Origin of the sequence: Pseudomonas petroselini, assembly GCF_045037875.1 — a bacterium.
Lineage (GTDB): Bacteria > Pseudomonadota > Gammaproteobacteria > Pseudomonadales > Pseudomonadaceae > Aquipseudomonas > Aquipseudomonas petroselini.
Genome location: NZ_CP173614.1, coordinates 3059843 through 3072957, shown reverse-complemented (window position 1 = coordinate 3072957; position 13115 = coordinate 3059843). Strand labels below are relative to the sequence as shown.

Here is a 13115-nt window from a genome sequence, read left to right as displayed (position 1 = left end):
GCGAAGCGCTTAACGGGTGCGCGGGTCGAACACTTTGTAGAGGGCATCGCTGATCAGGTTGAGCGCGACAAAGATCAAGCCGATCACCAGCACGCACCCCATCACCGCGTTCATGTCCCCCAGCATCAGGCTGCTGGTGAGGTACTGGCCAAAACCGGGCCAAGCAAACACGGTCTCGATCAGCACGGCGCCTTCGAGCAGCGAGCCGTAGGCCAGGGCCACCACCGTCAGCAATTGCACGAGGATGTTGCGAAAAGCGTGGCCCCACACCACCTGGCGCCGAGACAAGCCTTTGACGCGAGCGGTGATGATGTACTCCTGGGACAGCTGCTCCAGCATGAAGCTGCGGGTCATGCGGCTGATGTAAGCGACCGAATTCAGCCCCAGGATCAGCGCCGGCAGCACGATATGGCGCAAGGCGCTGGTAAAGGCCTCCCAGTCGCGGGCGAGCGCCGTGTCGATCAGCAACAGGCCGGTCACGTCGGGCACCATGCCGTCGTACGCCAGGTCGATGCGCCCTGCCCCGCCGGCCCAACCGAGCCAGGCGTAGAACACCAGCAAGCCCATCATGCCCAGCCAGAAAATCGGCGTGGAATAGCCGAACAAGGTGATGACCCGCGCCACGTGATCGCCCATGCGCCCCTGGTTACTGGCGGCACACACGCCCAGCGGCAGCCCGATGACGATGCCGAACAGGATTGCCAGGGTCGCCAGTTCGATGGTCGCGGGGAACACCCGGCGGATGTCATCCAGTACCGGGTGGCCGGTCAACAGTGCGTTGCCGAAGTTACCGTGCAACAGGTCGTTGAGGTACAGGCCGAACTGAGTCCAGATCGGCTTATCCAGCCCCATGGCCCGGTACACCTGGTCGTAGGTGGAGCTGTCGGCGTCCGGCCCGACCACCGCCAGCACGGGGTCGAGCGGCATGACCCGGCCGATGATGAACGTCAGCGCCAGCAGGCCGAGCAAGGTCACCAGGACCGTACCGGCACGCCGGGCTGTGTTGGACGCGCGAGCGCCCATTACCGAGGCAGTCATAACAAACATGGGAAGCTCCTGTGCAGTCGGCATCCGAGGATGCGCGGCCTTAGCGCGTCTTGTAGACGTCCTTGTAGCGGGTAGTGGCGGCCGTGTGCCCCTGGAAATCCGTCACGTCGCTGTAGACCAGCACGGTGTCGGTCATCTGGGATACCGGCAGGATCGCGCCCACTTGCTCGTCGAGCAGTTGCTGGACCTGCCGGTACTGGGCCAGTTGCTTGGCGCCATCGGGCTCGACCTCGGCACGTTCGATCAACTGGTTCAACTCGGGGCTGTAGAACGAGGTGCGCCAGCCTTGGAAGTTGCTCAGTTTGGCTTCGTCACGGTTGTCCGGGTTGTACACCAGGGTACGCAAGCTGGAATGCGGGTGGCGCTCGGCCCCGCCGCCGCCGCGGCCGACGATGATGTCGAAGCTGCGCTCACGCATCGCGCCGTAGATCTGGTTGCCGGTGCCGGTGATGATGCTGGCTTCGATCCCGGCCTGGGCCAGGGTCGATTGCAGGTTGGAAGCGATATTGATGAACGGCGGCTCGGCCAGCACGCGAATGGTGGTCTTGAAACCGTTGGGGTAGCCGGCCTGCGCCAGGAGCGCCTTGGCTTCCTCGACGTTCAGGCGATAGCCCGGGTCCGGCAGGCGCGCGGCCAGGCCCAGCGGCAGTGGGCGCTGGTTGATCAGGCCGTAGTGCGGCATCACCGTCTGGTTGATGCCCTGGTAATCGATCAGCGAACGCACGGCTTTGCGCACGCGGGCGTCGGCGAACATCGGCTGCTTCACGCTCAACGCCACGTAATACAAGGTGCCGCGCTGCAGGGTCTGGGTGCGTACCTTGGGGTTACCCTGCAAGGCCTGGATATCGGGTGCGGACATGCCTTTGGCGATGTCCAGGTCGCCGCGCTCGATCATCAGGCGCAACGACTGGGACTCGGTCATGTTGCGCATGACGATCCGCTTGAGTTTGGCCGGGCCACCCCAGTAGCCGTCGAAACGGGTCATCAGGATCACGTCGTTGGCGCGCCAGTCGTTGAGCACGAACGCGCCGCTGCCGGCCGCGTGGGTGACCAGCCAAGCGGCGCCCATGTCGTTGTTTTTCTGGTGTTCGAGCACGGTTTTACGGTCGAGGATAAACGCACTGGGCGACGTCGCCAGGGTGTTGAGCACCAGCTGCGGGTCGGTCGGGCGTGGCAGTTCGATCACGAAGGTGTTGGGGTCGGTGGCGCGCATGTAGCGCTCGACATTGTCGGCGCTGAAGCCATAGGCCTTCCAGGTGGAAGCCAGCGCCAGGTTCAGCTTGAGCACCCGCTGCAATGACCAAGCGACATCATCGGCACTCAGCGGGTTGCCGGATTGGAATTTCACATCGGTGCGCAGGTTAAAGGTGAGGGTCTTGCGGTCATCGCTGACCTGCCAACGCTCGGCCAGTGCCGGCACCAATTGGTCGGGCCTGGCCACGTCCTGCACCAGCAACATGTCATAGAGATTGGCATTGATCTCCGACACATCCAGCCCGGTGGCCGCGGCCGGATCCAGCGACAGCAGATTGATCATGCTCATGCCGACGATCAACTGATCAGCCGGGGTCTTGGCCTGCACCACAGGGACTGCGCCAACCACCAGGGTCGCCGCCAGCACCCGCGCCCACAGCGAAGGAAGAATGCTCATAGTAAAACGCCTTTCTTATATTTATAGGGCTCGTGGGTGTCCCGGCCGCGGCCGGGAGACCTCAGTTCACATCAAAAGCGGTTAAGCGTGTTGGCCTCGACAAATTCGAAATCGATGTCTTCGCCCAGGCCCGGCAAATCGGACAGGTGTACAAACCCATCGCTGTCCATCGGGTCGACCAGGCGCTTGAGGTAGGCCGGTACTTCGTCGTAATCCAAATACGGGTGCAGCAACCCACGCTCGTACCAGGTGCAGTTTTTGATCGCACCGACCACGGCCAGGTTGGCCGCGCCATTGCCGTGAATTTCACAATCCATCCCGAACGACTCGGCCATGTGCGCCACCTTCAGGCACGGGCCGATACCGCCGACGCCGGCCACCCCGGCACGCAGGATGTCGCACACATCATTCTTCACCCAGCTGGCGCGGCTCAAGTGTTTGCCGGACAGGGTTTCCGGGCCCAGTACCGGGATGTCCAACTGGCCCGCCAACCAGGCATAGGATTCGGCGGAGTCTTCCATCATCGGTTCTTCGAACCAGGCGAAATCGAGCTTCTGCAGCTCGCGGCCGATATACAGGGCGTCGGTTCGGTTGTACCAGTGATAGCCGTCGAGCATCAGCGCGATGTCCGGACCCACCGCCTCGCGCACCGCCGCGCAGGCTTTGACGTCAATGCGCGGGCTCGGGGCGAAGGACACAGGCGGCATCCAGGTGTGCAACTTGATCGCCTTGTAGCCGCGCTTGACCAGGGTCTCGGCAAACCGCCCATAGTCGTCGGGCGTGGCCAGGCCGCCGGGCAATTCATCCCCGCACATGGTCGAGCCGTAGGCCGGAACCTTGTCGCGAAAACCGCCGATCAGTTTGTGCACCGGCACGCCCAGCTTGCGCCCGGCCCAATCCCACAAGGCCTGCTCCACCAAGGCCAGCGCGCGGTCGGTCAACTGGCTGGCACTGCCGCGCTGCCAGTGCGCGAGGTCGTGCCAGATTTTTTCTCGATCAAAAGCGTTCTGCCCGACCAGCACCTTGCGCACAAACCCATCGAGCACATAAGGGCGGATCAATTCCGGCGGCCCGAACGCGTAACCCTCGGTGCCCTCCTCGGTCTGGATACGCAACAGGGCCATCTTGGCCTGGGCGACTTCGCCGGGATGGGCGTGGCCGGCACTGTCTACTGCGCGGCGAGTCGGGTAGGAAAACACCTGGACGTTGACTGCGGTAATTCTCATGGACGTCTTTAGCCTTCTTATTGAATTTGTGACAGGAGCGTCGCCTGCTGAGAATGATCATAGGTCATCGTACAACATTTGAAAAGCCAACCACTCCGCGCCGCAAATCTCACTAAAACCCCCGAAACCCCTCGCTTTTAAAGACAACTCAAAATAACAAGACAAGAGAATAACCCAGTATTCATTGCGTATATTTGTAACCAAGTGTTTCAAAACGACCGATAACACGTAGACCACTGCATAGTCATACGATAACGTATGTCGGCGCGCAAAACGTAACAGGTTCGTAACAACTGCCGGCGTCAGGCCGGTAGAACATTCCAACAAAAACAATAAAAGAAGACCGTATGAACACCACCCTACGCACGCTTTTGACTGTCACTGCGCTCGGCCTGCCCTTCTGTGTCAACGCCGACTCCGCCAACATCAACTACCGCCATCAGTTCACCGAAGACGACAGCGCCCACGCTGACCGGATCAAACTCGGCTACCGCATGGACAGCGGCCTGGGATTCGAGGGGGAGTTGAAATACCGCACGGCCGGCGATCGTGAAGACGTCGCCTACGACAACATGATCAACAACGGCCACGAGTTCACGGTGAGCTACAACTACAAGCTCAGCCCGCAATCGACCCTGACCCCGGCGTTCCAGATGGACAGTTCGAAGGACTCGACAACCTATAAGGTCGGCCTCAAATACAACTACAAGATCAACGACGCGTTCTACGTCGCCACGCGCTATCGACTGGACGCAAAGAAACTCGACCGCGACCAGATCAACGAGGACATGCCGGATCGCGCCAAGGACAACCAGCACACCAATCGCTTCGAAGGCTGGCTGGGCTATACCCCGGCCAGCAAGTGGGCCTTTGAATACCAGTACATCTATTTCAAGACCGACTACATCCGCTACGACAACAAGAAGAGCGATTACGAACAGAACATGATCGTCAAATACAAACTGACCAAAGAGTGGGCCCCGTTCATGGAAATCGGGGACGTGAAGGTCAACGCCACCAGCGAAGACCGCCAGGCCCGCTGGCGCCTGGGGGTGCAGTACAACTTCATGTAACGCCTATTGGTACTGCAGTCGCGAGTTCGCTGTGGCGAGCTCGCGCCTACACCTCGACAAGGAAGATTCAACGTGACCACAACCAAACCCTTCAACCGCATTCTGTTGACCGGCGCTGCCGGCGGCCTGGGGCAAATCCTGCGGGAAACCCTGCAAGCCCACGCGCATATCGTGCGCGCCTCCGACATCAGCCCCCTGACACCCAGCGCCGGCGCCCATGACGAAGTCGTGCACTGCGACCTGGCCGACAAAAAGGCCGTGCACGCCCTGGTCGAGGACGTGGATGCCATCGTGCACATGGGTGGGATTTCCGTTGAGCGGGCGTTCGAGGCGATTCTCGACGCCAATATCCGCGGCACTTTTCATCTTTATGAAGCGGCGCGCAAACACGGGATCAAGCGCGTGGTGTTCGCCAGCTCCAATCACGTCACCGGTTTTCACACACAGGACCAACCCCTGGATGCCCATAGCGAGCGACGCCCGGATGGCTATTACGCCTTGTCCAAGGCCTACGGCGAAGACTTGGCGAGCTTTTACTTCCAGCGCTATGGCATTGAAACGGTCAGTTTGCGCATCGGCTCTTCATTCGCGCAGCCGCGCAACCGACGGATGCTGTCGACCTGGCTGAGCTACCGCGACCTGGACCACTTGATTGAGCGCGCCCTGCTCGCGCGTGATGTGGGGCACACAGTGGTCTACGGCGTTTCCGCCAACCGCACGACCTGGTGGGACAACCGCCACGCAGCGCACCTGGGCTTTAACCCGCAGGACAGTTCGGAGGCGTTTCGCGACACCGTCGAGCGCCAGCCGGAGCCTGGCGAGAACGATCCCGACCGGCTGTTTCAGGGCGGCGCGTTCACCGCAGCCGGGCCGTTCGACACCGATTGAGCGGCGCTGGCCGCCGCGTAAGACCGGCGCATCCGCTCACGGCTGTTGGACAAGTGCAAGCGCATGGCCGCGCGCGCTGCGTCGGAGTCGCCGCGCGCAATGGCCTGGTAGATCGCCTCGTGCTCGCGGCTCAAGCGCTCTACATAGGGTTCTTTGTCGTTGTTGGCCTGGCGCGTGGAGTGCATGCGCGCACGGGGAATAATGCTCACCTCAAGGTGCAGCATGATGTCGGTGAAGTAGCGGTTGCCGGTGGCGAGGGCGATCTGCTGGTGAAACTGAAAGTCCGCGGCCACCGCATACTCGGCACTGATGGCACTGGATTGGAGAATATCCAGCGAGTCACGCATCAACTGCAACTGCTCAGGGGTGCGCCGGTGGCTGGCCAGGCCGGCGGCCTCCACTTCCAGGCTGATGCGCAGCTCCAGCACCGCCAGTACATCCTCCAACGTGACAATGCTGGCCGGGTCGATACGAAAACCACTCGCGCTCGGGATGTCACACACAAACGTCCCGACGCCATGCCGGGTTTCCACCAGCCCCGCCGCCTGCAGGCGCGAAATCGCCTCGCGGACCACCGTGCGGCTGACGCCATGCTCCTGCATGACCTGCGACTCGGTCGGCAGTTTGGTGGCGCACGCCAACTCGCCGGCGTGGATGCGCCGAGATAACTCGGCCACCAGGTCCTCGGCCATGCTGCGGTGCTTTCGACGTGCACTGGGTTGGACGTTCGGGTAGTCCATCGGGCGCGTTATTCTCGGTTTGCGAATGAACCCTCATCATAGCTCAAGCAGTTGTACGACAACATAGCAGCCCCTTACGCCACCTTGAAACGATTGACCAGACGCTGCTGATACTCGGCCAAGCGTGCCAATTCCTGGCTGGTGACCGCCGTCTGCTCTGCCCCGGCACTCACCTGAATAACCAAGTCATTAATCTCGTTCACATTGCGATTGATGTCCTCCGACACCGCACTCTGCTCCTCCGCCGCCGAGGCAATCTGAATGTTGCGATCGCTGATACGCGCCACGCCCTCAGCAATCTCCAACAGCAACTCCCCCGCACGCTCGACCTTGATCGCACCGTCCTGGGCCTTGCCCAAGGTTTCCTGCATGGAGGTGGTCGCACGGTCCGAACCGGTTTGCAGGTTGCTGATCATCCGCTGGATGCTTCCGGTGGATTCCTGCGTCTTCTGGGCCAGCACCCGCACCTCGGACGCCACCACCGCGAAGCCACGCCCATGATCCCCGGCCCGCGCGGCTTCAATCGCCGCATTCAACGCCAGCAGGTTGGTCTGCTCGGCAATGCCGCGGATAACGTCCAGCACGGAAGAAATCCCATCGCTTTCGTGTTTGAGCTCGCCAATGATCAGTGCTGTTTGCTCGGCCTGCCCCGAGAGCTGGCGGATCAGCGCGATGGTGCTTTCGATCTCGATGCGCCCTTGGGTGGTGCTGGTGTTGACCTGTTGCGACATCTGCGCCGCATCGTTTGTGCTGTGCGCCACCTCGCGCACGGTGGCGCTCATCTCGTTGATCGCCGTGGCGACCAGCTCGGTGCTTTGGCGCTGTTGCTCGACGCTCTGGCTGGTCTGAATCGTCACCGTGGACGACTCCTCCGCCGCCGTCGCGACCTGTGCGGTGGCGTTGCCGATTTCCTGCACCACCCCACTGATCTCCTCTGCCATGCGATTGAGGTTGCGTGAGATCTGGCCAAACTCGTCCTTGCTCTCATAGGTCGCCCGCGCCGTCAGATCGCGTTGCGCCAAGTCGTTGAGCACGCGGTTTACGTCCCGTACCGCCAAGTCGATCATGCGGATAATCAGGTAGGACAACACCGCCACCGCCAGCAGGGCCACGACCACCGCGCCGAGGGTCAACCACAGGGCGCGGCTGGCGTCATCTCGCTCATGCATCGCCAGGTTGCTGACACTTTGGCTCAGGGCGTCTTCCACTTGGCCCATCAGGTCAATGCGCTGGGTGGAAGTTTCAAACCAGGCTTCGGGTTTGATCCCCAGTGCCTGACCCATCGGCACCTCGAACGCCAGGCGCTGCAACTTGCCGACGTCGACGGCGGCGGGGTTTTGCATCTGCGTGTCGAACTGTTGCAGCGAGGCCGTGGGTGCCTTGCGCCGGAACGCATCGTAGTAAGCGCCGAATTCGCCCAGGTTGCGGCTGAAGCGCGACAACAGCGCCTCATCGAAATGCCCTTGGTTGAAGACCAGGCCCAGCAGCACCCGCTCGCGGCCGGCGCGTTCTTTCATTTCGATAAATTGGTTCAGTGCGCCGAGCGCGTAGACAATGGTTGCGTTGTTGACGCTCGCTTCCAGGGAATGGGTGTATCCGATCAGCACGTTAATGATTTCGGTATAACGCGCGCCTGACTCAGTGCTGGTGATGCCGAGTTTATCGACCTGCGCACGCACCGCCGGTAGCTGATCCAGGGCCCGCAGTACGCTGTCCAACGTCGCGCTGCCTGACACCGATAAACCCCGCACCACCGCGACGGCCGCACTGGAGTCTGTGCGCATCTGCGCCATCCGCTCGCCCATGGACTTGCCGCCACTGCCGAGGAATACCCCACTGGCACCGCGTTCACGCTGCAGCATGGTGATGAGTCGACTTAACGTCTGGGCAGTGCCGCTGGCCGTGACCGTGGTGTTCATTTCACGCAGCGTCTTGTAGTTGTCTCCCACAAACACGCCGGCCAAGGTCAAGAACCCGAGCATGGGCAGCAGCAGAATCAACAACAGTTTCAGACGCAGCGGAGCATTCTTAAGCATTTCCCTGAAGCCTCATTTCCATGGTTCACATTGACGCCTGCACGCCAAAATAGTGGCATCATGATATCACTCATAAAAACGAGTCGACCTTGTCCCACAGCGGCTCATGGGCGCCAATCGGCGTTGTACTGACCCAGATCAACAGTCGGTCAGAAACAGCGCAGCCGATCCGTACGCTTAAGCCATCGCTCAATCCTCTTGAATACTTGCCTAATCCTCCGACTTATCGGATTTCGGATAGATAGCCCTTGTGCGCTGGTCTAGAGTTCGACAATGAGCGGCCGCCGCACTCTCAATACTAAAAATGGCCGCCTCCACCGATGATGAGCAGGTGAGCCATGGAATTACGCATCAACCAAAAAACCTATCAGGTCGACGCCGACGCCGACACGCCCCTGCTGTGGGTGATCCGTGATGACCTGGGGCTGACCGGCACCAAATACGGCTGCGGCCTGGCCCAATGCGGCGCCTGTTCGGTGCTGGTGGACGGCAATGTCGTGCGCAGTTGCGTCACGCCGGTAGCCGGGGTGGTCGGACGCGAAGTCACCACCATCGAAGCCATTGAAACCGATGACGTGGGCAAGCGCGTGGTCGCGGCCTGGGTCGAGCACCAGGTGGCGCAATGTGGTTACTGCCAGTCCGGGCAGGTGATGGCCGCCACCGCGCTGCTCAAGCACACCCCTGCGCCCAGTAAGGCGCAGATCGACGCCGCTATGATCAACCTGTGCCGCTGCGGCACGTATAACGCCATTCACACGGCCGTCGACGAGTTGGCCAAGCAGGAGGGCGTCTGATGAACACGCCTCCTGAACTGCTCGACCTGTTATCCGGTGAACCCGTCAACCTGTCGCGCCGCCGCTTTCTGGCGAGTACTGCCGTGGGTGCGCTGGTCATCGGTTTTGGCTTGCCACTCGGCTCGGCCAGGGTGCAGGCCGCCGCCACCGTAGAACGTGGCACCCAAGTGCCGGCGTTCCTGGAAATCCGCCCGGACGGCAGCGTGCGCCTGCTCAGCCCCTTCATGGAAGGCGGGCAAGGCACGCACACCGCCATGGCGCAGATTGTCGGCGAAGAACTGGACGCCGATCCCGCCACCTTCGTGGTCGAGGCCGCTCCGCCCGGCGAAGCTTATGTGGTGATGGAAAACGGCATGCGCATTACCGGCGGCAGCATGTCGGTGCGCATGAGCTACCCGACCATGCGCCGCCTGGGCGCCCTCGCCCGCGCGATGTTGCTGCAGGCCGGGGCCGAGCAGCTCGGTGTACCGCTGGCCGAACTGACCACCCAGCCGGGCCGGGTGGTACACGCCGCGTCCGGCCGCTCGCTGGGCTACGGTGAGTTGGCCGGTCGCGCCCTCGACATGCCGGTACCCGACCCGGCCAGCATCACCCTGCGCGACCCGAGCCAGTTCCGCTGGATCGGCAAGCCGGTCAAGCGTCTGGACGCCTATGACAAATCCACCGGCAAGGCGCTGTACAGCATCGACCTGAAGGTGGACGGCATGCTCCACGCTGCCGTGCAACACGCGCCACGCCTGGGCATGACCGTGGGCGGCGTGCGTAACCAGGCGCAGGTCGAAGCCATGAAAGGCGTGCACTCGGTGCATGTACTGCCCGGCGCAGTGGCCGTGGTCGCTGAACGCTGGTGGCACGCCAAGCGTGCCGTGGAAGCGATCCAGGCCGACTGGCAGGAAGCGGCGTCTGACTCGACCGTGCGCGTGATGCCGGCGGACTTTTCCAGCGATGGCTTCCGCGATTTTCTCGCCGCCCAACAAGGCCCGGCCCGCGACGACGAAAACGAAGGCGACGTAGCCGCCGCCTTGGCAGGCGCCAAGACCACAGTCGACGCCACCTACCACAACCAATACCTCAACCACGCCCAGCTGGAGCCGCCATCGGCCCTCGCACGCTACAACGCCGACGGCACGCTGGATATCTGGCTGCCCAACCAGGCGCCGGACATGTTCCGTGCCGACATCGCCAAGCGCGCCGGTCTCGACGTGGCGAAAATCAACCTGCATTCGCCCCTGCTGGGTGGCTTTTTCGGCCGGCATTTCCTGTATGACTCGGCCAACCCGTATCCGCAGGCCATCGCGCTGGCCAAGGCGGTGGGCCGTCCGGTCAAGGTGATCTGGAGCCGCGAGGAAGAGTTCCTGCGTGATGTGCTGCGCCCGGTCGCGGTGGTCAAGTTCCGCGCCGCGCTGGATGACAAAGGCCTGCCGGTGGCCATTGAAGCCGTGAGCGCCACCGAAGGCCCGACCGAAGCCATCGCCGGCAAACAGGGCGAAAAGCTCGACCCCACCGCCCTTGAAGGCTTGTCGGGCAAGGCGTACGCCATCCCCAACAAACGCATCGCACAGATCTACGTCAAAGGCCCGGCGATGCTCGGCTACTGGCGTTCGGTGGGCAATTCGCTGAATGACTTCTTTTATGAAGCGTTCCTCGATGAACTGGCGGACAAAGGCGGGCACGACCCCTATGAGCTGCGCCTGCACCTGCTGCGCGACAACCCACGGCTGACCACCCTGCTGCAAGCGGCGGGCGAATTGTCCGGTGGCTGGAAACGGGGCCCCTTCACCGCCGAGGACGGCAGCCGACGTGCGCGTGGCGTGGCCATGGCTTCGCCGTTCGGTTCCCACGCGGCAGTGATCGCGGAAGTGTCGATCGAAAACGGCCAAGTCAAGGTGCACGATATCTGGCAGGCCATCGACCCCGGCAGCATCGTCAACCCGGCAATCGTCGAAGCGCAGGTGAATGGCGCGGTGGCCTTGGGCTTATCCCAGACCTTGCTCGAAGAAGCGGTGTACGTGAACGGCCTGCCACGGGCGCGCAACTACGACCTCTACCCGATCCTGCCCCCATCGCGCATGGCGCGGGTGCATGTACGGGTTGTCGAAAGTGGCGAAAAGATGGGCGGCATCGGTGAACCGCCGCTGCCCGCCGTGGCGCCTGCGGTGGCCAATGCGGTGGCGCAACTGACCGGCCAGCGTATTCGCAGCCTGCCCATGAGCCGACACACCTTCAGTTGACCTTCAGGAAATGCCCATGAACACCCGTCGATTCGCAAGAACCGCAGGCTGGCTGGCGCTGCCCTGCCTGGTCGCGGCAGGCCTGCTGGCCTGGTATGTCACCCGTGAGCCTGCTACACCGTTTGAAAAGGAACAGGCCGCCGCCGCCTTCGAGCCCGCAGTGGTCAGTCGCGGCGAGTACGTCGCCCGCTTGAGCGATTGCGTGGCCTGCCACAGTTTGCCCGGCAAGGCGCCGTTCGCCGGCGGCCTGGAGATGGCCACGCCGCTGGGGGCGATTCACGCCACCAACATCACCCCGGACCGGGACACCGGCATCGGCGCCTACACGCTGGCCGACTTCGACCGGGCGGTGCGCCACGGCGTCGCGCCGGGTGGACGGCGGCTGTACCCGGCCATGCCCTACCCGTCTTATGTGAAGCTCAGCGACGACGACATGCGCGCGCTGTACTCGTTTTTCATGCAGGGCGTGCAACCGGCCAAGCAGCCGAATATCCCCAGCGCTATTCCCTGGCCGCTCAACCTGCGCTGGCCGATCGCGCTGTGGAACGGGGTGTTCGCGCCGACCGCCCCTTACGCCGCCAAGCCCGACCAAGACGCACTGTGGAACCGCGGTGCCTACATTGTCCAAGGCCCCGGCCACTGCGGCAGTTGCCACACGCCACGCGGCCTGGCGTTCAATGAAAAGGCGCTGGACGAGTCCGGAACGCCGTTCCTCGCCGGCGCCCTGCTCGACGGCTGGTACGCCCCCAGCCTGCGCCAAGACCCCAACACCGGATTGGGCCGCTGGAGCGAGCCGCAGATCGTGCAATTCCTCAAGACCGGGCGCAACGCCCATGCCGTGGTCTACGGCTCGATGACCGAGGCCTTCAACAACTCCACGCAGTTCATGCAGGACGACGACCTGGCGGCCATCGCCCGCTACCTCAAGTCGCTGCCCGGCGACCCGCAGCGTGACGGCGCGCCGTGGCAGTATCAGGCGGTAACCGCAGGCCAGGACACGCCCGGTGCCCACACCTATGCGACGCGCTGCGCCTCCTGCCACGGCCTCGACGGCAAGGGCCAGCCGGAATGGATGCCCCCCCTGGCCGGCGCCACCTCGGCACTGGCCAAGGAAAGTGCATCCGCGATCAACATCACGCTCAACGGCTCACAACGCGTAGTCGCCGCCGGCGTGCCGGATGCCTACCGCATGCCGGCGTTTCGTGAGCAATTGTCCGACCCGGAAATCGCCCAGGTGCTGACCTACATGCGCAGTACATGGGGCAACAACGGTGGCGCGGTCGACGCGAAAGCGGTGCGCGAGTTGCGCGGGCATACGGACCCGGCGAGCAGCAGCCCGATCATTTTGCATATGCGCTGAAGGGCGATAGGCCTAAAGCCACCTGTGGTGAGGGAGCTTGCTCCCTCGCCACAGGTACAGTGTTCCGCC

At 62.8% G+C, this 13115-nt stretch carries 10 protein-coding genes; 5 read left to right on the top strand and 5 right to left on the bottom strand.

The genetic code is table 11. From position 1 onward, the window contains the following. Positions 1-9 precede the first annotated feature (9 nt). The 3 genes from ACI512_RS14440 to ACI512_RS14430 form a co-directional block, all read right to left on the bottom strand. Complete coding sequence (locus ACI512_RS14440; protein WP_012723508.1) at positions 10-1047, bottom strand: ABC transporter permease; 1038 nt, start codon at positions 1045-1047, stop codon at positions 10-12. Between the two features lie 40 nt (positions 1048-1087). Further along, positions 1088-2698 (bottom strand): ABC transporter substrate-binding protein, encoded by a 1611-nt coding sequence (locus ACI512_RS14435; protein WP_064052566.1) that lies wholly within the window; start codon positions 2696-2698, stop codon positions 1088-1090. 71 nt (positions 2699-2769) lie between these two features. Beyond that, positions 2770-3924 carry a mandelate racemase family protein gene (locus tag ACI512_RS14430; RefSeq protein ID WP_064052565.1) on the bottom strand — a complete coding sequence of 385 codons (1155 nt, stop codon included), beginning with the start codon at positions 3922-3924 and terminating at the stop codon, positions 2770-2772. 347 nt (positions 3925-4271) lie between these two features. On the opposite strand from ACI512_RS14430, the gene ACI512_RS14425 reads away from it, so the two are divergent. Together ACI512_RS14425 and ACI512_RS14420 are read left to right on the top strand one after the other, a co-directional pair. Then, positions 4272-4997, top strand: a complete 726-nt coding sequence (locus ACI512_RS14425) for an oligogalacturonate-specific porin KdgM family protein (protein WP_012723504.1) — start codon at positions 4272-4274, stop codon at positions 4995-4997. A gap of 72 nt (positions 4998-5069) precedes the next feature. Continuing rightward, positions 5070-5885, top strand: a complete 816-nt coding sequence (locus tag ACI512_RS14420; RefSeq protein ID WP_236378680.1) for an NAD(P)-dependent oxidoreductase — start codon at positions 5070-5072, stop codon at positions 5883-5885. On the opposite strand, the gene ACI512_RS14415 is transcribed toward ACI512_RS14420, so the two are convergent. Then, complete coding sequence (locus ACI512_RS14415) at positions 5840-6625, bottom strand: FadR/GntR family transcriptional regulator (protein WP_012723502.1); 786 nt, start codon at positions 6623-6625, stop codon at positions 5840-5842. The genes ACI512_RS14420 and ACI512_RS14415 overlap by 46 nt on opposite strands. 74 nt (positions 6626-6699) lie before the next feature. Further along, positions 6700-8607, bottom strand: a complete 1908-nt coding sequence (locus tag ACI512_RS14410) for a methyl-accepting chemotaxis protein (protein WP_405121893.1) — start codon at positions 8605-8607, stop codon at positions 6700-6702. A gap of 392 nt (positions 8608-8999) precedes the next feature. Here ACI512_RS14410 and ACI512_RS14405 point away from each other — a divergent pair, with 392 nt between their 5' ends. The 3 genes from ACI512_RS14405 to ACI512_RS14395 are packed head-to-tail and all read left to right on the top strand — an operon-like array spanning position 9000 to position 13046. Further along, positions 9000-9455: a (2Fe-2S)-binding protein gene (locus ACI512_RS14405; RefSeq protein WP_046035403.1), complete on the top strand. Its 456-nt coding sequence runs from the start codon at positions 9000-9002 to the stop codon at positions 9453-9455. Further along, positions 9455-11686: a molybdopterin cofactor-binding domain-containing protein gene (locus tag ACI512_RS14400; protein WP_405121851.1), complete on the top strand. Its 2232-nt coding sequence runs from the start codon at positions 9455-9457 to the stop codon at positions 11684-11686. The genes ACI512_RS14405 and ACI512_RS14400 overlap by 1 nt, the downstream gene beginning before the upstream one ends. A gap of 16 nt (positions 11687-11702) precedes the next feature. Then, a complete protein-coding gene (locus tag ACI512_RS14395; RefSeq protein ID WP_405121850.1) occupies positions 11703-13046 on the top strand; it encodes a c-type cytochrome in 1344 nt (447 codons plus the stop codon). Positions 13047-13115: the final 69 nt, after the last annotated feature.